The following is a 19,657-nucleotide window of genomic DNA, read 5'->3' on the forward strand; positions in this document are numbered from 1 at the left end:
TCTATCCTAGACAGGCACACTGCCAGAACCCTAGCCATTTCAATCACATTATTTAATATTGGGTAATATCCATCTCCACAACTCCTTTCCACCACTTTCCATAAAAAAAGATCCGTTAGTTTAACGGATCCAATTCCTGTATTGCGTATTCTGGATTATTTGTAAAGGTCCCATCGACTTTTAGAGCGAACATCTTTTTGGCTAATTCCTTTTCATCATCGTAATAGTACGTATGAACCTTTAAATCACAATCGTGCGCCATCTTTATAAGGTTTTCATCCGTGCTCCCAGCATAGGTTCCGATAGCAAATGCAAATTCATTGATGGCATTCAATCGTTCTGCTGTCAGCTCTTGAATTTCTTTTTTTCGAAGCAGTCTTACAAGTTTAATTTCCGGATTAAGCTCATGAATCTTGACCAAACTTGCCTCGTCAAAAGACTGAATAATTACATTATCGTCATGAATCTCGAAGTCTTTTAAAATTTGAGTTAACTGGTCTTCCATAATAATTTTACCGTTTTCATTGCTTCTCGTTTCAATGTAATATTTCACACCATTTTCATAGCGGGAAACAATGTCCTGTAACGTTGGGACCTTCTCGCCTTCCCCAGCATCCAAGGACTTTATATAGTCCAAATTCAAATCACTTACCCGTCCTTTTCCATTAGTGGTGCGGTCCACTTCTTCATCATGCATTGCAATTAGTTCCCCGTCTTTTGTCTCCCTTAAATCTATTTCAATATAATCAGCTTTTTCTTGGATCGCTCGATCATAGGAAGAGAAGGTATGCTCTGGTTCTATTTCAGATGCACCTCGATGCGCTATAACTAAAGGTTTATATTCAGGGGTTGTACTGGAATAAGTCTCACTTGTAAATGAGCATGCGGTTATAAACAATAGGCTACAAATTAGTATAAAACTCATCATTTTTTTCATAATGCTACTAAACTACCATAACATGAAATTTTTAACAAGTTTTATAGGTGATTTGTCTATCCTTCTACTTTGTATTCTTCATCCGTAATATACTTGAAGTCAGCTCCGTTCTTCATTTCAGGATTCAACGCTGCTGGATCCGATTTCGGTCAATATCGCCCTTAACAAAGTGGGGTTAACCGAAGTTGCCTGGCTGGACCCAACAGGCTTAACAGAAATATGCAATTAATAATTTGAATGACCCAGTATAAGACCCCAATACTACCTTCTTTGCTCAAGCATTGGTATTCGCTCCTTAGGATCCTGCCACATCTGTCCCCCCTCCATTATTTCCTCTATCCCCCCTTTCAAAAGAAAAAGCACCCCTAGAGAGATGCCCTCATATCTACTTATAAATAATCAAAGAACTGTAACTAGTATCTGGGCTGCTTGACTTTGGATTCTCTACAGAACTTGTGCTGAGTTTGATGTCGATTAGCGTACTACTATTTTCACGTATTTCATCTAATAGTGAATTTACCTTCTTCTCTAAACTACTTGCTGAAGATGCTCCAACAACTTTTACTTTTTCATCCATCATCATAATTCTTCCTTTTCTGCTTTTATTCGACAGACAAGAAGGATGTTCCTCCATTAAATAGACAGAGCTTGGGAGTGATTAACTCTCCTGTTTTCTGTACCTGAACTATTCCCTTAATGTTATCATTGCCATATATTTCTTTTGGGGAGCGATGGTATGGCTAAAAACACCGCACTATGGCAAGGCAGTGAAGCAGAAGATTATTATCCTGTTTTAGAAATTACAACTTCAGATATAGAAACATACGAAGATGAACACGGCATCGAACTTCCCTCGTTATATAAAGAGCACCTGCTAGAGAAAAATGGCGGTAGACCCGTATTTGATTCTATACCAACTAATGCTCCTACCACATGGGCTTACGACCACGGTAACGTTAATGTCATATTTGGACATAGAGCTGATGATGGCATCCTGGATACTGATATTCTTATCAAGGAATGGGGGCTCCCAGAAAATATAGTTGTATTTGCTATGAGTGAAGATAACGCCTTCTTTTACTTTGATTATTCAAGTCAAAAAGAAAATCTTTCCGTCAAAATATTTGAGCCTGAAGGTGATTTAAAAGCATATGAAGTCGCTGAAAACTACGAATCATTTATAGCTAGTCTATATAAAGATCCGACCGATGAAGAGATAGAAGCTGCGCTACAAGAAGCTGAAGACAAATGGTCAGATAGAGGCTTATTTGACAAATATATTGCAGATGACAATCTCGGGGAATTACTTGAGGGCATTACCTTCTATAGTACTTCTGAAAATCTAAATTGGGTTACTCAAAAAATTATCGATTTAAGCAGAAGTAAACATTCAGCAGTCCGTGTAGCAGCTGCCGAATTAATACTAAGCATTGTCGAATACAATTATGAAGATGTTGATTCCAAACTAATTGCAAAAGCAATAGAAGTTTATAATCGTGATATTGACCCTGATGTCCAATCCTATATGGAAGATATTAAAGAAAATATGTAAAAAAAATCTTAGACGAGCTTTTCAATAAAATGAGGGTTTAAATTCATTCCAAACCACGAGGGTTTCGAAATGTTTGCAAAGTGCTTTTGGATCAAAAAACAGCAAGAGCAGCATAACGCCAAACTCTTGCTGTTTTTCTATGTATTAGCGCGATCGGAGGGATTCGAACCCGGCAGACGTGATACCAGAGAACCATTTCTCCTTATGTGGATATGATTAGATATATTTTTGTCACATATAATATGCGGATATTACTGCTCAAGAAGTTTGTGGATTCTATTTCTAATTAGGCTCACTACATTAGATAAGATGTTAAATCTTATACAGAAAGGATACGCAGACTTCACATCTCAAGCCCTTATTTGTTTTTTTCGACTCGCGAGGCAAGAATAATAGAAGAACAGACACATAGTAACCCTAGAAAGTGATAAGAATTTAAGGATTCTCCTAGAATTAGTGAAGCTAAGGTAATTGTGCTTAACGGCATTAAGCTGGTTAAAATACCAGTCTGGTATGCGGGCAGTACAGAGGCACCTGAATACATTAGCAGAAAAGCTGCAACAGTGACTATGATAGCCGAATAGCCGACTAGTACCAAATCTGTAGCTGAATGAAATTGATAGCCAGAAGTCACAGTTTGAAATATTGCTGACGGAAAAAAAAGAATGGTCCCAAAAAAAGAGACCGATGTGCTGATAGCAACTGGACTGACTTTCCTCGTAGTATATTTTCCTAGAATGATAAATATTGCTTCGGCAATAACTGAACAAATAATAAGCACATTCCCGAAAATTTTAAGAAGATTGAATTCACGTATCACCTGAAAATCAGTAAGCTGTAAACACAGTATCCCTCCGATACTTAAGAGAATAGCAATACTCTTTAATCGAGATAACTTTTCTTTTAATACTATATATCCTAAGACGGCAATAATTGCTGGAAGAATACTTGATATGATTCCAGCTTCTGAAGCTGTGGTCCATTTTAAACCGTATAAAAGAAAGATGTTATATAGAAATACACCTGCCAAGGATTGTAAAAAGAGAATTCGTACCAATCGAAGAGAAAAAACAGGCATACCTTCTTTCCAGATTAATAGAGGTAGAAATATGAGTGTGCTAATGAAAAAACGCATTTCAACCGCAAGAAATACAGGTATGCTCTCTACCATCAATTTTCCACTTACAACAGCACTGCCGACAATAATCATTGCAGCTGATACTTTTAAGAAAGCAATTCTTTCCTTTGACATAGAAATACCTCCAATTATGGTTCTGGTTTCCTGTAGAATATACATTGTAATATTGGTCTTAAGTAGAGCCAATTAAGGACGAAATTGAAAACCAATTTTTAAGGAGGAGATGCGTTGTGTGGATTGAGATAGAAAGAGATCATTCACTTCCCTTATCTTGGCAGCTTCATTTGCAATTGAAAGAGAAAATATTAAAAGGCATGATTGTTGGCGGGCAGCGGCTCCCCTCAACTAGATCAATGGCTGAACAGCTTGGTATTTCCCGTAATACAGTAGTTGAAGTATATGAGCAAATGACTGCAGAGGGATATCTCAAAACGAAGGCAGGAGCTGGGACCTATGTGGTTGAAGGAATTCTTATGGATAATTTCCGCTTAGAGAAGCCACCCATAATTAGTGCTCGTGAGGATGAGAATAAAAAAGAGTATATCGATTTTCGTTCTGGGTTTCCTGCTCTTTCCTCTTTTCCAAGGGTGGCATGGTCTAAAGTAGCGAAGGAAGTATATGAATCATGTGCAGACGATTTATTTGGGTATCAGGAACCACAAGGTAGCGAGGAACTTCGTAAGGTGGTTGCGGCATATCTTTACAGGACTCGAGGTATAGAATGCGCCCCTGCGAACATAGTCATCACTTCTGGAGCGACTCAAGCATTTCAGTTGGTTGCAAATGCTATAATAGAGCCTGGAAAAATGGTATATGTAGAGGATCCAATTACTAAAGAGATACCAGAAATTTTAAGCTGTACTGGAGGCATTATACATCCAATCGCAGTTGATAAGGATGGCTTGACAACAAACTCGCTTCCAAGAAATAATCGGCAGACTATCGTCTCTGTTACCCCTTCACATCATTTTCCACTTGGTGCAATATTGTCAGCACACAGGAGGATAGAACTGATTCGATTTTCAGAAGAAACAGATAGCATGATAGTGGAGGATGATTATGACAGTGAATTTCGCTATAACGGAATGCCTGTTAGTGCTCTTTATAGTTTAGCTCCCCAAAGAGTTGTCTATATTGGAACGTTTAGTAAGATTTTATCTCCAGCACTTCGTATCGGGTACGTTATCATGCCAAAGCATTTGATAAATAATGCCCTTCAGGTCAAACGGTATCTTGATTATCATTCACCTATTCTGAATCAAGTGATCCTCGCTCAATTTATCGCGAAGGGACATCTGGAAAAGCATGTGAATAAAATGAGGAAGCTGTATAAGGGAAATCGTGAGTTACTTTTAAGTAATTTACAAAAGAACTTTCCTAAAGTAAGAATAATTGGATCTTCATCTGGATTGCATTTTACAGCGGCTTTTCCTGGTGTTGAGTTTAATGACAAACTGTTAAGATTAATAAAAGAAAATGGCATCTTAATCCAAGGAGTTGAGAAGCATGCAATAAATAAAGGAAGATATGCTAATCAGCTTATTTTTGGGTATGGGAATTGCAATGAAATTGAGATAAAAAGAGGTGTCACTTTATTAAGGGAGATACTTGAAGGTAAAGTGTAATATATCAACTCTACATATTCACTGAAATATGGTGGGTCTCTTTTTAAAAGATAGTAAAATAAAACGATGGAACATCGAAGATTAGGAGATTGCTAGTATTTATCGAAAAACCAAAAACAGCAAGAACGGCATAACGCCAAACCCTTGCTGTTTTTCTATGTATAAGCGCGCTCGGAGGGATTCGAACCCCCGGCAGACGTGGTACCGGAAACCACCGCTCTATCCGACTGAGCTACGAGCGCATATGTAATTAATGTGACAACGATTATTATACGGGAGTTTATTATTTTGTGCAAGTACTTTATTGATAGTCCGTCATACTACTGCAGGAAGACTTCTTTCTTCTTTATCTAAAAAAGGAACTGCCCACTGGCAGTTCCTGCTGAGGTAATCAGTTGCTTTTTATTTCGGATACATATATTGAGGTGCTGGCTGCAGCTCTTGTTTTTCACCGTGAGCTGTTGGTGTTTGTTCATAGTTGAACTGACCTCCGTCTGGGGCAGTTCCATTTGCCCAGCTGCCTTCTTTAGAGTCTTCTCCTTCAGAGAAGTTGATCAGGCTATGGGAGAAGTTATCTGCTTCAAGCTCTTTCGGGAAGGAGCCTGGCACGATGACGCCATTCTTCTCTTCCAATTCACGTGCAGCAGCGATCCATTGGTTTTGGTGCATGGAATCACGTGCCAATAGGAAGGACAGCATATCGCGTACACCTTGGTCTTCTGTCATTTCATATAGACGCGCAACTTGCAGACGACCTTGTGATTCGGCATTGATGTTGGCGCGAATATCAGCTAGGAGGTTACCGCTTGCGATGATGTAGCCAGCGTTCCAAGGAACACCGTTACTGTCTGTCGGGCGTGGTCCCAGACCAGCAACAATCGCATGCTGTGGGTTCATACCGCCGAGGATAGCTCCGATGACAGGATCCTTCGCTGCTTCTTCCTGTTCTTTGACAGGTGCTCCATCAAGCAGACGGGCAATCATCGTTGCGATCATTTCAACGTGACCGATCTCCTCGGTAGCTGTATCCATGATCAAGTCTTTATATTTTTCTTCACCGCGGGCGCTCCAGCCTTGGAATAAGTATTGAAGGGCCACTGTGATTTCACCGAATTGTCCACCCAAGATTTCCTGCATTTTCTTTGCGAACAGCGCGTCTGGCTTGTCTGGTCTTGCTGGATATTGTAGTACTTTCGTATGGTTGAACATGTTGTTACCTCCTAGAGCTTTTTTTGCTTTCCGCTGATTACATTCCACCCTGGTAAAATTTCTAAACCATTTCCTGAAGCTGCAATTAAAATGAAAAGTGCACTTGTTTGCAGGAGATTATCTATTGAAAGTCAAAGTTAACGGGATACTGTATTTCTAGCGTTTATTTGCCTTTCAACTAGGGAAATATGGAATAGGCGATAGAAAGTTAGTATTTTGTTTGACCTTTATTGACCTTTTAGGTAAGATAAGGTTAGTCATTACTTAGCATAATGAGCTCATATCCAAAGGAGGATCTACTATGAATCTAATCCCTACAGTTATCGAACAGACAAACAGAGGAGAACGCGCTTACGATATTTACTCCCGTCTGTTGAAAGACCGGATCATCATGCTTGGCAGCGCGATCGATGATAATGTTGCCAACAGCATCGTTTCTCAGCTGTTATTCTTGGCAGCGGAAGATCCGGAAAAAGAAATTTCCCTATACATCAACTCACCAGGCGGATCCATCACTGCAGGTATGGCAATCTACGATACAATGCAATTCATTCAGCCGCCAGTATCGACCATCTGCATCGGTATGGCAGCGTCCATGGGTGCATTCCTATTGACTGCTGGTGAAAAAGGCAAACGTTTCGCACTTCCAAACAGTGAAGTGATGATTCACCAGCCTCTAGGTGGTACACAAGGCCAGGCAAGTGATATTGAAATCCATGCTCGCCGCATCATCGAAATGCGCAAAAAGCTAAACGAAATCATGGCAGAGCGCAGCGGTCAACCACTTGAGGTAATCGAGCGCGATACAGACCGTGATAACTTCCTTACAGCAGAACAAGCAGTGAACTACGGCTTGATCGATAAAGTAATGGAGAAAAAACCTTCATAAGACAGAAAAAAGCCATCCGGCAAAGTGCCGGATGGCTTTTCCTTATTCATGGATGACAAGTGTATCCGCAAAAAGATCGTGTACCCCTTGTTTCCTTGGTGTAAATGCTACAACAGCATAAAGGATATACAAAAACAATAAGCGGTGTATGAAACGGCCTACCACTTCCCGAACCAGCGTATCCGACCAGGACAGACGTCCTCCGTCCTCCCGGATGACGCGTAAACCGAAGATCATCTTGCCTAAAGTCTGTCCGCGCCATTTTGTCATGAACAGGAAATAAGCAAAGAAAATCAATCCGCCAAGTAAAGCGCTGACGCTCCACTTCCAAAGTGTCGCTTCATAAAAAGCGTCTATCATCGTAAAAGGCTGGACGAGCAAACCTGTCAAGCTGAATACGACGAGGAGATCGACAAGATAAGCCCAGAAACGCATCCAAAATCCAGCATAACGCTTTTCAGCTGCTGTCTTGGAGGATGCACCTGCAGGCTGTTCCGCCACTTCCCGATCAAAATCGCCACTCCCTTGATAGGTATTATCCTGGACTTGTGCAACTTTCCTTGGCACGGCATATTCGTCAGTCTCCGCAGATCCAGTTGTTCCTTCATGTCCTTCAGTCCCCGCAGCTCCCATTATCTCTGTCGTGGAAATATCCTGATCAGGTGACGTCAGTTCTTCTGGATGCTCACGTTTTTCTTTATCCATGCTAACGCCTCCTATTCCGTATAGAGATACATAGCTTCCGGTGAATTAGATTTGCCCATCAATTCCTTGATACCGAGCAGGTCGGAATCAGATACAAACAAATCTTTCGCAGCTGTTGCCCAGAAGGACCCCATACCGAAGCCGCTTCCCGTATATTCAAATACTTCTGCACCCTCAAGTCCTTGATCTTTCTTCATCATGGCAATCGTGTCTTCCAAATCACCTAAATCGTCAACCAAGCCATTTTCAAGCGCTTGTTTTCCGGAATAAATACGTCCATCTCCAAGCTCGCGCACTTTATCTTCCGGCATACCTCGTCCGTCTACGATGACTTGGACAAAGTCAGCGTACATATCATCGATGATGGACTGCAGGATATCCCGTTCTTCATCTGTCATTTCACGTGCCCCGGACATGATATCCTTGTGTTCGGCACTTTTGATGACTTCTTCTTTGATACCGATTTTATCGGCAAGCTCTGCATAATTCAATGTGGACATGATGACACCGATCGAGCCAGTGATTGTAGCAGGATGAGCAACGATCTTGTTGGCACTGGCTGATAGATAATACCCGCCGGAGGCTGCCATGTTACCCATCGATACATAAACAGGTTTTCCATATTCCTCCTGGATTTCTACGACTTTATCATGAATTTCTGCACTCTCGACTACGCCGCCTCCAGGACTGTTCACTTCAATGATGATCCCGCCGACTGTATCATCCATGCCGGCCTGCTCCAGTTGATCCAAAAAGGCTGTATGATTATATGTATCGCTTCCCAATAGTGAAGCTTCTTCTCCTGTATCCTGTATCGTACCTTCCACTTTCAGCACCGCTATCCGATTCATCATATCCCCATCCTCGATGATCTCCTCTCCCAAGTAAGATCCCCCAGTTGCCGAATCAATTGCTTCTGTAAAGTTGCTATTGATGACTGTAATCAAGGTCTGGAAACCGAGCGACACGGCCAGCAGGAAAGCAGCGATTCCGATTGCGATCCAACGTTTTGCGTTCAAAATGTGATCTCCTTTCTTTCTCCATAAAAATCTTACAATACATAGCCTACACTAGGTAAGCTTCCCTTACCACAAATTAGCAAAAAAAAAGTCCTGAAATTATTCAGGACTTTTTTAGGAGATGAATCAACTGGCTTGTGAAGGAGCGGTAATGAAAGCAGCCAGTTCCTCCATGGCTTCTTCTTCATCCGGACCGTCGATTTTCAAAGTGATCAATTCTTCCTGGGCGATGGCCAGACTCATCAAACCCATGATGCTTTTTGCGTTGACCGATTTGTTCCCTTTTTCCACATAAACAGAGGCACTATAACGATTGGCTTGCTGGACAAAGCTTGCCGCTGGTCTGGCTTGCAAGCCAGTATCCAGGGTGACACGCAACGTTTTTTGGATCACATGTGATTCCTCCCATTTTCCAAGTAAGCGCTATCAAACCTTTGAAAAAGAAAACACCCATATGAGTGTCTTCTTAGTATACCACATGCTATATATGCTTCATACCTGCTTATGCTTTTTTGATAGATGTCCCATTTCGAAGTCTTTCAGCGAACTCATCTATTTTGCGGAGGCGGTGGTTGATGCCGGATTTACTGATTTTACCGGTGGAAACCAATTCCCCAAGTTCCTTCAATGACACATCCTGATGCTGGACACGGAGTTCAGCTATTTCCTGCAGTTTCTCAGGCAGCGCCTCGATTCCGACTGTGTTCTTAATGAAGTTGATATTCTCCACTTGGCGGAAAGCAGCACCGATCGTCTTGTTCAGGTTGGCTGTTTCACAGTTGACAAGCCGATTGACGGAGTTGCGCATATCACGGACGATCCGGACATCCTCAAATTTGAACAATGCGCTGTGAGCGCCTGCAATATTGAGGAACTCCGTAATCTTCTCGGCTTCTTTCAGATAAGTAATGAAGCCCTTGCGTCGCTCTGTACTGCGAGCATGCAGGTCGAATGTATTCATCAGCTCGCAAAGTGCATCACTATGTTCCTTATGTGTATTGAATATTTCCAGATGGTAAGAAGATGTCTCCGGATTATTCACCGAGCCGCCAGCAAGAAAAGCACCGCGCAAGTAGGCTCTGCGTTTTTCAGCAGTATCGGTAAACGAAGTGCTGATTGTACGGACGAATGTGAAGTGATCCTTAAGGATTTCCAAACTGCGCAGCAAATCATCCACTTCTTTGTTTAAACGTACAATGTAGACATTGTTCTTCTTTAATTTCATCTTTTTCCGGACAAGCAGTTCGATTGGATGGTGGTAAATAGCCTTCAGCAGCGTGTATATACGTCTTGCGATCGCCGCATTTTCCGTCTGGACATCCAGCATGTATTCCTGTCTTGAATAAGAGACAGAACCATTCATCCTGATCAGGGCTGCCAGCTCACTTTTCACGTCCGTCATTTCTATCGGAATGGTCGTCAATTCCTTCTTTATTTCTGATGCAAAGCTCACGAAGTTCTCCCCCCTTTTCCTGCGCCATTCGCTTACAGCATCGCATAAAGCAGATTGGCGATTTTGTGCGTATCGTGACGGAGCTTCCGCTGGTCATGGTCAATGATATCTGCTTCGATCACTTCAATCCCCAATGACTTCAAGCGGCTGATATCATATACGACCGGTTCTGCGTTCTCCTCTGCGTAATCTTCACGGATGTCTTGCTCAATCGCACTGTTATTCACGACAATTGCCGAGACAATATCAGCTCCAATGTGATCATGTATGGCTTGGATATGATCACCCGCTGTATAACCCGTCGTTTCTCCATATTGTGTCATGACATTGCACACATAGACAACTTTGCCACGTGCTTCCCGTAAGGCATGCTCGATCTCCGGTACGATCAGATTCGGCATGACACTCGTATAAAGACTTCCTGGACTGATAACGATCAAATCAGCCTGCTTGATAGCCTCGATTGCTTCCGGCAACGGCTTGACGGGAAGCGGACTGACAAATACTCGTTTAATTTGTTTATTTGCAAGCGGGATGTTCGATTCCCCGGTCACGATCTCACCGTCCATCATCTCCGCATGCAGCACGACGTTCTGATTGGCGATCGGATAAATATTGCCTTTCACTTTCAGAACCCGTGAAATTTCCTTGATGCCATTATAAAAATCACCAGCGATGGAAGTCATTGCTGCCAGCAGCAGATTCCCCATTGAATGTCCGGATAACCCATTGCCATTCTTGAACCGATGCTGGAACAAATCAATCAGCATCGGCTCGGCATCAGCCAATGCCGCGATGACATTCCGAATATCCCCTGGTGCCGGCATCGCAAGCTCTGTACGCAATTTCCCTGAGCTGCCGCCATCATCAGCAACTGTGACAATCGCCGACAAATCGACAGGAAGCTGCTTCAGTCCTCGCAGCAAAACAGGCATGCCTGTCCCGCCCCCAATTGCAACAATCTTTTTCCTTATCATCAGTGGCTTTTCCTTTCCACATCACGGTGCGTGACATGCGTCGCATAGTTATCGCTGTACCGTTTCGCCAAATACTCTGCAATAGCTACTGAGCGATGCTGTCCGCCTGTACAGCCGATGGCGATGACAAGCTGGCTTTTCCCTTCCTTCCGATACTGGGGCAGCATGAAAGTCAGCATATCCTCCAGCTTCTGCAGGAATGTATGCGTATCGGACCATTTGAACACATAAGATGACACCGGCTCATCCAAGCCCGTCTGCGGTCTGAGGTTCTCCACATAGAAGGGGTTCGGGAGGAAGCGAACATCAAAGACAAGGTCTGCATCAATCGGTAGACCGTATTTAAAACCAAAGCTCATCATTTGAACCGTGAATTCCTCATAATCAGCATCCTTGAAGCGCTTCATGATTTTCTCACGGAGCTGCTTCGGTTTCAGCGTCGATGTATCGACGATGAACTGGGCTCTTCCCCGCATCTGATCAAGCAATGCTCGTTCCTGCTGTATACCTTCGAGCGGAAGTCCTTCCGGTGCAAGCGGGTGCGTTCTGCGTGTTTCTTTATATCTGGTGACAAGCACTTCATTTTTCGCATCGAGGAAAAGCACTTGCGGCTCCAGCCAATCCTCCAGGGTGAGCTTGTCCAGCGCTTCGAACAAGGAATCAAAGAATTCCCTTCCACGCAAATCCATGACAAGCGCAACTTTTTTGATATCATTGGCTGCATCCCGCATCAAATCAAGGAAGGTCGGCAGAAGTGCCGGAGGGAGATTATCCACACAGTAGTAACCCAAATCCTCGAAACTTTGGACAGCAACCGTCTTGCCTGCCCCGGACATACCGGTGATGATGACGAGCTTTGTTTCATTCAACTGTTTCTCCATACGTATCCCCCGTTTTATTCTGGTGTCTTCGGATCCAGCTTCGACTGCAGCAGCTGTCGATCCTCTGTGTAGACGAATGTGCCGAATAATGGCTCATCGGTGCTGAACATATGCGCGAATATATCCCGATCTCCCTCTGCCATCGGCAAATCCTTGATGTCCTTGATATCTATCCATTCCAGCTTGCCTTCCTGGCTTTCTTCAAGCAATTCACCAGTATATTCTTCCGCGAAGAAGGTGAACATCATCCATTCATGTACAACTTTCTCATCTTTCTTTATAACAAAAGTAAATGTACCGCGAAGCTCTGGTTCATGTACAGTCAGTCCTGTTTCCTCCCAGAACTCCCGGACAGCGGTTTCCTTGACGGACTCTCCCAGCTCCATTTTTCCTCCGGGCGCCGAGTACCAGCCTTTACTTGGTTTCTTCAACAAGAGAACTTTATCATCAACTGCCAAGATGCAGTTTGCAACACGTTGCATGCTTCCACCTCTTTCTCTGTGTAAGTGGACATGTCGATTCGTTTTACACATCACTCTATATTATACTATTTCTGTTTCGCTTCAAACAGTAATATGTTTCCTTAATCTTTGCCAATAATCGCCGTAATCCCCCAAAAACAAAAAAATGCATAGGTGCCGAGGCACCTATGCCAATAACTAATTTATCTATTAAAAGGGGGTCAATTAGTTAAATCCAGTATAGCAAATGATTATGTCGCCCATGTTACAGCAGCATTAAGAATCATTTACAAGGAGAAGCCTGGCCGCTTATTTACCGATTGCGTCCAACTCTTCTTTCAAACTTTCTACATACGCTTGCGCTGCTTGGGCTGCGATACTGCCATCCCCTGTTGCTGTCACGATTTGTCGAAGTTCTTTGTCACGGATGTCCCCGGCAGCAAAAATACCAGGCACATTTGTTTCCATCCGGTCATTCGTGTGGATATAGCCAAGATCATTTGTGATGCCAAGGGATTGGAAAGGCTCGCTGAGCGGCACCATGCCGATGTAAATGAACACCCCATCCGCTGATTTTTCATATTTTTCACCAGTGCGCTGGTTTAACAGTGTCACACTGGATACTTTATTATTTTCGCCATTGATTTCCTCGACAGTTGTGTCCCAAATGAAATCGACTTTTTCATTTGAGATGGCACGCTGCTGCAGTATTGGCTGTGCACGTAATTTGTCACGGCGGTGTACGATTGTAACCTTCGATGCAAAACGAGTCAGGTAAACACCTTCCTCGACAGCGGAGTCCCCTCCGCCGACTACGATCAACTCACGATTTTTGAAGAATGCACCATCACAAACGGCACAGTAAGAAACACCGCGTCCGCTCAATTCATCTTCGCCCGGTACGCCAAGTTTTTTCCACTTCGCACCTGTAGTGATGATAAGGGAGCGTGTTTTATATTCTTTATTGCCGGCGATGATTGTTTTATATTCCTTGCCGTCTTTTACTTCTTTGATGTCGCCGTAAGCATATTCTGCACCGAATTTTTTCGCATGCTCAAACATTTTATTGGAAAGATCAGGTCCCAGGATGGAATCATAACCAGGATAGTTCTCCACGTCTTCCGTATTCGCCATCTGACCGCCCGGGATACCTCTTTCGATCATAAGTGTATCAAGATTTGCACGGGAAGCGTAAACCGCTGCTGTCATGCCAGCCGGCCCCGCACCTGCAATGATTACGTCATAAATTCTCTCTTCCGTCATACAAAGAACCCCTTTCATCTATATATCAGTCATTATCTCTACTCATTAGCATATAAGATTCTTTCTGTAACGTCCATCTTTCTGCCTATCGCTTCAGGAAAGCCAGTAAAAGTCGTCTTTATTCAGATGGTTGAATCTGCGGCTGCCTTCCTGCCACAGCTTTTCAGCATATTCTCCGTTACCGGCCTTCTTCGCCGCCAAACTGAACCACTTATAATAAGAAGCATGTCCTTTCACTCGCCTTTTATCCAGATGGAGGAAGCGATCAACCGCATCTTCGTAATAGCCAGTCATGGAAAAAGCGCACGCGATGCGCAAATGCTGCTCCTCATGGATCGGGAAAATATTGCGAAGCAGGCGCAGATGCTCGTCTCGTTGCTCATAATAACGCATATCATGATAAAACACGGCCAGATTCACATGTGTATAAACAGAGACATGCTCACTCTCCAAATGCTCCTCTTCCATACGTATTGCTTCTTTCTGGTTTCCAGTGTAGAAAAGCGCCCTGGCATACTCATGCTTTGCCAGCATATGTTCAGGAAACATGCTCATCATTTCTTCCAGGATAGGTAAGGCGAATTGCCATTCTTCCCGTTCCAAATAGTAAAAAGCCGACTCTTGGAACATGATGAGCTCATCTTCTTCCTCTGTTGTCCAGAGCTCATCGTCCTCTTCCTCAGCTTCGACATATGTCAATAGTTCCTCCGCCTGCTGATGGAAATCCCCATCCGGATCCATCTCCAGATACAAGTTGGCAAACTTCTCTGCCTCATGCATATAACCAAGTTTGGAATAATTATAAGCAAGCATATAGAAGCATTCGGCATAGCTGTCACCGTGCTCTTTGATAATATCATCAAGAATATAAATCGCTTTATGAAACGAACCCATTTCCGTAAAAATAACCGACTTCTGGCAGTGATAGATCACTTCCGTCGGTTCTTTTTCAATCGCTTTTTCAAGCCATTTCATAGCTTTATCCAGCTTACCGTTCCGATAGGCCTCGATGCCCTTTGTATAATAGAAATCTCCTTCCGGTATGAAGGGGATGATGTTAGTCGGTTGTGCCTGCTGCTCTGCTGGTTCCAGCGTTTGCATGTGTTTCCTCCTACTGCATTAGATATCCCATGAAGTATATCATATTTCCACATCCGGTCCTACACCTTAGAAAAAAAGACTGTTCCCCCTAAGGGAAACAGTCTCCTGGATGACTGATTAAACAGTTTGCAAGTCGTCTTCTTTGACTGGTACAACTGCTTCTTTAGCCAAGACGTCCAGTTCACGTGTATATTCTGCTTTCTGCTCAGCAGAATAACCCAATGTTTCAGCCATGTAATCGATGACCGCATCTTTGTACGTATGAACGAAGTCGATGTTGAACAGCAACGCACCTGTGCGTCGAACAAAGAAATCGACTGGTTTGTATGCAAGCTCTTCTTCGATTGCATAACGAAGCTGTGCAAAGACAAGAACATCAATGTTGGCAGCTTTCGCTTCATCCTTCAATGTTTCGAAACGTTCGAAGACTTTATCAACGTTCGCTCCGTAACGGCTTACCATCTTAAGTGCGTCTTCAGCAGAAAGACCGATGGCTTTCCCTTCATCCACTTTACGCTCTTTGAAGCGCTCGAATCCTTTGGATCCGCCTACTTCCCCACCGGAAATTGGCAGGTTTTTCGTATCAGCTTGGGAGTAAAGGATGCCTTCTTCTTCCTTGAACTGTTTAGCAACAAGATCCACCGCTTCAATCGCCATTTTACGGTAACCAGTCAGCTTACCGCCCGCCATGGAAATCAAACCACTGTCAGAAACGAAGATCTCATCTTTACGGGAAATCTCGCCTGGTTTCTTGCCTTCTTCTTGAATGAGCGGACGAAGACCAGCCCAACTTGATTCCACATCATCTTTTGTGATTTCTACAGTCGGGAACATGTAGTTGATGGAGTCGATGATATAATCACGATCCTCAACAGTCATGACTGGGTGCTTGATGTCGCCTTTGTAAGTGGTATCTGTTGTACCGACATATGTTTTGCCTTCACGCGGAATCGCGAATACCATCCGGCCATCTGGTGTATCGAAGTATACCGCTTGGCGCAATGGGAAGCGTTGTCCGTCGAATACCAAGTGAACACCTTTTGTAAGGTGCAAAGTTTTACCTTTTTTGGAGCCGTCTTTTTCACGGAGCGTATCTACCCATGGACCGCCGGCATTGACGATTTTCTTCGCGAAGATACGGTGTTTTTCACCAGTTGTAAGGTCTTCTGCTACGACACCAGTCACTTTACCGCCAGCATCGTAGATGAATTCGATAACTTTCGTATAGTTGATTGCATTGACACCTTTTTCAACTGCTTTTTTCAGAACTTCCAATGTCAAGCGGGCATCGTCCGTTTTGTATTCCACGTAACGGCCGCCGCCAAGCAAGCCTTCTGATTTGACAAGCGGCTCTCTTTCCAATACTTCATCGCTTTTCAGCATTGTACGACGTTCAGCTTTTTTAACACCTGCAAGAAAGTCATAAACGCGCAAACCAATGTTAGTTGTGAACGGACCAAAAGTACCGCCTTTGTGGAAAGGAAGCAGCATCCATTCAGGTGTTGTTACGTGAGGGCCATTTTCATATACAATTTCACGTTCTTTACCTACTTCTGCAACCATCTTGACTTCGAATTGTTTCAAGTAGCGCAAACCACCGTGAACCAATTTCGTTGAACGGGATGAAGTACCTGCAGCGAAGTCCTGCATTTCCACAAGACCTACATTCATGCCGCGCATTCTTGCGTCAAGGGAAATACCGGAACCAGTGATCCCACCACCAATGACGAGAAGATCCAAAGGTTTATCAGTTAAGTTCGTATAAATTTCGTTACGCTTTTTACTAGAGAAAACAGTCATGCTTGAACACTCCTTTTTAGATTCAGCGCTCTTATATTTCTATACCCCATTAGAGTAGAAGTCATGTATAGAAAACAGAAAGAGACCACAAATAATCCATACAATGTATAGATATTCGCGGTCTCTCCAATGTCTCGGGCCGAATCATTAACTTGTGAATTCAGTATAACATGCCCAGCCCGATTTGAAAAGTTATATTACTTGAAAGTACGTGTAGCTTCCACAGCTTTTTTCCAGCCTGCGTAGAGCTGATCTTTTTCTTCTTTGGAGCGGTTTGGCTTGAACGTACGGTCGATCTGCCATTTGTTGGCGATCTGTTCGCGGCTTTCCCAATAGCCGACCGCTAAACCAGCCAAGTAGGCAGCACCTAATGCTGTTGTCTCCTGGATGACTGGACGTTCTACGTCTACATCAAGCATATCGCTTTGGAACTGCATAAGGAAATCGTTTTTCACGACGCCGCCATCAACGCGAAGCTGTTTCACGTCGATACCGGAATCCTCGATCATTGCATCGACGACGTCCTTGGATTGGAAAGCAAGGGATTCCAATGTCGCGCGTGTAATATGCGCACTTGTTGTACCACGCGTGATACCGAACATCGCACCGCGTGCATCACTATCCCAATACGGTGTACCAAGTCCAACGAAGGCAGGAACTACATAAACACCACCATTGTCTGATACGCTAGTCGCAAGGCGTTCGCTTTCAGGAGAAGACTCGATGATCTTCAAGCCATCGCGAAGCCACTGGACAGCAGAACCTGCTACGAAAATACTTCCTTCCAGCGCGTATTCCACTTTCCCATCAAGTCCCCAAGCGATCGTTGTCAACAGACCATGCTCGGATTTAACAGCTTCCTCACCTGTATGCATAAGAACGAAGCAGCCTGTGCCGTAAGTATTTTTCACCATACCCGGCTCAAAGCAAGCTTGACCGAATAGGGCTGCGTGCTGGTCCCCAGCGATACCAGCGATTGGAACTTCTTCACCGAAGAAATGATAGTCGATAGTTTGTGCGTACACTTCAGAAGAGGCTTTTACTTCTGGAAGCATGTTCTTCGGTACATCAAGGATCTCAAGCAATTCATCATCCCATTTAAGGTCATGGATGTTATACATCAATGTACGAGCCGCATTGGAGTAATCGGTAACGTGTGCTTTACCGCCAGATAGCTTATAAACAAGCCAAGTGTCGATTGTACCGAACAGTAAATCACCGTTCTCCGCTTTCTCACGGGCGCCTTCCACGTTATCCAAGATCCATTTGACTTTTGTACCAGAGAAGTAAGCATCCAATAGCAAACCAGTCTTTTCACGGAACAAATCGTTATGACCTTTTTCGATCAAATCGTTTACGATATCAGCTGTCTGACGGGATTGCCAGACGATTGCTTTATAAATCGGACGGCCAGTGTTCTTATCCCAAACGACTGTCGTTTCACGCTGGTTCGTAATACCGATCGCCGCTACCTGTTTAGCGTCGATGTCCGCTTTACGGAGTACTTCTGCCATACAAGCAGAAATGGATGTCCAGATTTCGTTCGCATCATGCTCTACCCAGCCTGATTGTGGGAAGAACTGCTCGAATTCCATCTGTGCAGTTTCCACGATGTCGCCATTTTGGTTGAACAAGATTGCGCGTGAGCTTGTTGTACCTTGGTCAAGTGCCATGATAAATTTTTCCATTATTTAATCCCCCTCGTTTTTGCACCATTATTCGCAGCTGCTTCTGCGTTTGCTTTTATAAGTTCCCCTCGAACTGCAGCGATAATGATTACTAATAGTACAGCAGATAAAATCCAGAAACCTACTTGCAAGTCTTCCATGAAAAATCCGATATAGAAATATGCACCGTACGCTCCGCCTAGCAATGGACCTACAACTGGAACCCACGCATACTTCCAGTTGGAAGAACCTTTGCCCGGAATCGGCAGCAATGCATGAGCGATACGCGGACCTAAATCACGGGCTGGGTTGATCGCATATCCTGTAGGACCGCCAAGCGCCATCCCGATAACAACGATGAGTAAGCCTGTAATTAGTGGATTGAATCCTTCTGCTAAAGAGTTGCCTCCAATGAATAGAATACCAAGCATTAGGATGAAAGTGCCAATGATTTCTGTCAGCAAGTTCGAAATTGGACTATCAATTGCAGGATCCGTCGAGAAAACGGAAAGTTTTGCCATTGGATCGGACGTTTTCGCCCAGTGCGGCAAGTAAACAAGGAATACGAGTACAGCACCTAAGAACGCTCCAAGCATTTCACCAGCAAGGTATTCGGGTACCACATTCCAACCGATATCCCCTTTAATAGCCAATCCCAGTGTCACGGCAGGATTTAAATGCGCTCCTGAAAAACCACCTACAGCGTATGCTCCCATCGCTACTGCTAGACCCCAAGCGATCGTAATTACAATCCAGCCCGAGCCCTCACCTTTGGATTTGCTCAAGTTACTTACTGCTACTACTCCCCCACCGAAGAGTATTAGTACCATTGTGCCGATCGTTTCGGCTGTGAAGATACTCATTGTGATTGTCCCCTTTATTGATAGAATTTTTCGGAGAGCGCTTTCATAAAGCGTCCAAAATAACCGCACTTTTGCAGAATCATAAAAAATAGCTACATTCAACCTAAAATTATTATT

19 protein-coding genes and 1 tRNA gene are annotated in these 19,657 nt (G+C 43.7%); 3 read left to right on the plus strand and 17 right to left on the minus strand.

Annotation, left to right across the window (positions count from 1 at the left end; genetic code table 11):
* Positions 1-115 precede the first annotated feature (115 nt).
* Complete coding sequence (locus AB1K91_RS03385; protein ID WP_413088122.1) at positions 116-937, minus strand: glycerophosphodiester phosphodiesterase family protein; 822 nt, start codon at positions 935-937, stop codon at positions 116-118.
* Positions 938-1,322: 385 nt separating this feature from the next.
* Positions 1,323-1,520, minus strand: a complete 198-nt coding sequence (locus tag AB1K91_RS03390; protein WP_413088123.1) for a sporulation protein Cse60 — start codon at positions 1,518-1,520, stop codon at positions 1,323-1,325.
* 153 nt (positions 1,521-1,673) lie between these two features.
* Here AB1K91_RS03390 and AB1K91_RS03395 point away from each other — a divergent pair, with 153 nt between their 5' ends.
* On the plus strand, positions 1,674-2,489 hold the full coding sequence (locus AB1K91_RS03395) for an SMI1/KNR4 family protein (protein WP_413088124.1): 816 nt from the start codon (positions 1,674-1,676) through the stop codon (positions 2,487-2,489).
* A gap of 358 nt (positions 2,490-2,847) precedes the next feature.
* Here AB1K91_RS03395 and AB1K91_RS03400 read toward each other — a convergent pair whose 3' ends face one another.
* On the minus strand, positions 2,848-3,741 hold the full coding sequence (locus tag AB1K91_RS03400) for a DMT family transporter (protein ID WP_413088125.1): 894 nt from the start codon (positions 3,739-3,741) through the stop codon (positions 2,848-2,850).
* 116 nt (positions 3,742-3,857) lie between these two features.
* Between AB1K91_RS03400 and pdxR the strand changes: the two genes are divergently transcribed.
* Positions 3,858-5,252: a MocR-like pyridoxine biosynthesis transcription factor PdxR gene (pdxR, locus tag AB1K91_RS03405; RefSeq protein WP_413088127.1), complete on the plus strand. Its 1,395-nt coding sequence runs from the start codon at positions 3,858-3,860 to the stop codon at positions 5,250-5,252.
* A gap of 166 nt (positions 5,253-5,418) precedes the next feature.
* Here pdxR and AB1K91_RS03410 read toward each other — a convergent pair.
* Positions 5,419-5,494, minus strand: a tRNA-Arg gene (locus AB1K91_RS03410).
* 160 nt (positions 5,495-5,654) lie between these two features.
* The gene (locus AB1K91_RS03415; RefSeq protein ID WP_413088129.1) at positions 5,655-6,461 is read right to left on the minus strand and encodes a manganese catalase; all 807 of its coding nucleotides are present in this window, start codon (positions 6,459-6,461) and stop codon (positions 5,655-5,657) included.
* A gap of 301 nt (positions 6,462-6,762) precedes the next feature.
* On the opposite strand from AB1K91_RS03415, the gene clpP reads away from it, so the two are divergent.
* The gene (gene clpP, locus AB1K91_RS03420) at positions 6,763-7,350 is read left to right on the plus strand and encodes an ATP-dependent Clp endopeptidase proteolytic subunit ClpP (RefSeq protein WP_413088130.1); all 588 of its coding nucleotides are present in this window, start codon (positions 6,763-6,765) and stop codon (positions 7,348-7,350) included.
* A 42-nt stretch (positions 7,351-7,392) separates the two neighbouring features.
* On the opposite strand, the gene AB1K91_RS03425 is transcribed toward clpP, so the two are convergent.
* The 12 genes from AB1K91_RS03425 to AB1K91_RS03480 form a co-directional block, all read right to left on the minus strand.
* Positions 7,393-8,055, minus strand: a complete 663-nt coding sequence (locus tag AB1K91_RS03425; protein ID WP_413088131.1) for an RDD family protein — start codon at positions 8,053-8,055, stop codon at positions 7,393-7,395.
* 11 nt (positions 8,056-8,066) lie between these two features.
* Positions 8,067-9,074 (minus strand): signal peptide peptidase SppA, encoded by a 1,008-nt coding sequence (gene sppA, locus AB1K91_RS03430; RefSeq protein WP_413088133.1) that lies wholly within the window; start codon positions 9,072-9,074, stop codon positions 8,067-8,069.
* A gap of 126 nt (positions 9,075-9,200) precedes the next feature.
* On the minus strand, positions 9,201-9,467 hold the full coding sequence (locus AB1K91_RS03435; protein WP_413088135.1) for an HPr family phosphocarrier protein: 267 nt from the start codon (positions 9,465-9,467) through the stop codon (positions 9,201-9,203).
* 109 nt (positions 9,468-9,576) lie between these two features.
* Positions 9,577-10,527: a DNA-binding protein WhiA gene (gene whiA, locus AB1K91_RS03440; protein WP_413088137.1), complete on the minus strand. Its 951-nt coding sequence runs from the start codon at positions 10,525-10,527 to the stop codon at positions 9,577-9,579.
* Between the two features lie 32 nt (positions 10,528-10,559).
* Complete coding sequence (locus AB1K91_RS03445; protein WP_413088138.1) at positions 10,560-11,504, minus strand: gluconeogenesis factor YvcK family protein; 945 nt, start codon at positions 11,502-11,504, stop codon at positions 10,560-10,562.
* On the minus strand, positions 11,504-12,385 hold the full coding sequence (gene rapZ / locus AB1K91_RS03450) for an RNase adapter RapZ (RefSeq protein WP_413088139.1): 882 nt from the start codon (positions 12,383-12,385) through the stop codon (positions 11,504-11,506). The genes AB1K91_RS03445 and rapZ overlap by 1 nt, the downstream gene beginning before the upstream one ends.
* Positions 12,386-12,399: 14 nt before the next feature.
* Positions 12,400-12,867 carry an 8-oxo-dGTP diphosphatase gene (locus AB1K91_RS03455; protein WP_413088140.1) on the minus strand — a complete coding sequence of 156 codons (468 nt, stop codon included), beginning with the start codon at positions 12,865-12,867 and terminating at the stop codon, positions 12,400-12,402.
* A 288-nt stretch (positions 12,868-13,155) separates the two neighbouring features.
* Positions 13,156-14,109: a thioredoxin-disulfide reductase gene (gene trxB, locus AB1K91_RS03460; RefSeq protein ID WP_413088141.1), complete on the minus strand. Its 954-nt coding sequence runs from the start codon at positions 14,107-14,109 to the stop codon at positions 13,156-13,158.
* Positions 14,110-14,202: 93 nt separating this feature from the next.
* Positions 14,203-15,210 (minus strand): tetratricopeptide repeat protein, encoded by a 1,008-nt coding sequence (locus AB1K91_RS03465; RefSeq protein WP_413088143.1) that lies wholly within the window; start codon positions 15,208-15,210, stop codon positions 14,203-14,205.
* 117 nt (positions 15,211-15,327) lie between these two features.
* Positions 15,328-17,010 carry a glycerol-3-phosphate dehydrogenase/oxidase gene (locus AB1K91_RS03470; RefSeq protein WP_413088145.1) on the minus strand — a complete coding sequence of 561 codons (1,683 nt, stop codon included), beginning with the start codon at positions 17,008-17,010 and terminating at the stop codon, positions 15,328-15,330.
* Between the two features lie 197 nt (positions 17,011-17,207).
* Positions 17,208-18,698: a glycerol kinase GlpK gene (gene glpK / locus AB1K91_RS03475; protein WP_413088146.1), complete on the minus strand. Its 1,491-nt coding sequence runs from the start codon at positions 18,696-18,698 to the stop codon at positions 17,208-17,210.
* Positions 18,698-19,540 (minus strand): MIP/aquaporin family protein, encoded by an 843-nt coding sequence (locus tag AB1K91_RS03480; protein ID WP_413088148.1) that lies wholly within the window; start codon positions 19,538-19,540, stop codon positions 18,698-18,700. Before AB1K91_RS03480 ends, glpK begins: the two co-directional genes overlap by 1 nt.
* Between the last annotated feature and the right edge of the window lie 117 nt (positions 19,541-19,657).

Origin of the sequence: Terribacillus jepli (assembly GCF_047228925.1) — a bacterium.
GTDB lineage: Bacteria > Bacillota > Bacilli > Bacillales > Amphibacillaceae > Terribacillus.

Excerpts from the sequence above, each read along its gene's own strand:
- AB1K91_RS03385 (WP_413088122.1), bottom strand. The coding sequence starts at position 937 with ATGAAAAAAATGATGAGTTTTATACTAATTTGTAGCCTATTGTTTATA.
- AB1K91_RS03390 (WP_413088123.1), bottom strand. The coding sequence starts at position 1,520 with ATGATGATGGATGAAAAAGTAAAAGTTGTTGGAGCATCTTCAGCAAGT.
- AB1K91_RS03395 (WP_413088124.1), top strand. The coding sequence starts at position 1,674 with ATGGCTAAAAACACCGCACTATGGCAAGGCAGTGAAGCAGAAGATTAT.
- AB1K91_RS03400 (WP_413088125.1), bottom strand. The coding sequence starts at position 3,741 with ATGTCAAAGGAAAGAATTGCTTTCTTAAAAGTATCAGCTGCAATGATT.
- AB1K91_RS03415 (WP_413088129.1), bottom strand. The coding sequence starts at position 6,461 with ATGTTCAACCATACGAAAGTACTACAATATCCAGCAAGACCAGACAAG.
- clpP (WP_413088130.1), top strand. The coding sequence starts at position 6,763 with ATGAATCTAATCCCTACAGTTATCGAACAGACAAACAGAGGAGAACGC.
- AB1K91_RS03425 (WP_413088131.1), bottom strand. The coding sequence starts at position 8,055 with ATGGATAAAGAAAAACGTGAGCATCCAGAAGAACTGACGTCACCTGAT.
- AB1K91_RS03445 (WP_413088138.1), bottom strand. The coding sequence starts at position 11,504 with ATGATAAGGAAAAAGATTGTTGCAATTGGGGGCGGGACAGGCATGCCT.
- rapZ (WP_413088139.1), bottom strand. The coding sequence starts at position 12,385 with ATGGAGAAACAGTTGAATGAAACAAAGCTCGTCATCATCACCGGTATG.
- AB1K91_RS03455 (WP_413088140.1), bottom strand. The coding sequence starts at position 12,867 with ATGCAACGTGTTGCAAACTGCATCTTGGCAGTTGATGATAAAGTTCTC.
- trxB (WP_413088141.1), bottom strand. The coding sequence starts at position 14,109 with ATGACGGAAGAGAGAATTTATGACGTAATCATTGCAGGTGCGGGGCCG.
- AB1K91_RS03465 (WP_413088143.1), bottom strand. The coding sequence starts at position 15,210 with ATGCAAACGCTGGAACCAGCAGAGCAGCAGGCACAACCGACTAACATC.
- AB1K91_RS03470 (WP_413088145.1), bottom strand. The coding sequence starts at position 17,010 with ATGACTGTTTTCTCTAGTAAAAAGCGTAACGAAATTTATACGAACTTA.
- glpK (WP_413088146.1), bottom strand. The coding sequence starts at position 18,698 with ATGGAAAAATTTATCATGGCACTTGACCAAGGTACAACAAGCTCACGC.
- AB1K91_RS03480 (WP_413088148.1), bottom strand. The coding sequence starts at position 19,540 with ATGAGTATCTTCACAGCCGAAACGATCGGCACAATGGTACTAATACTC.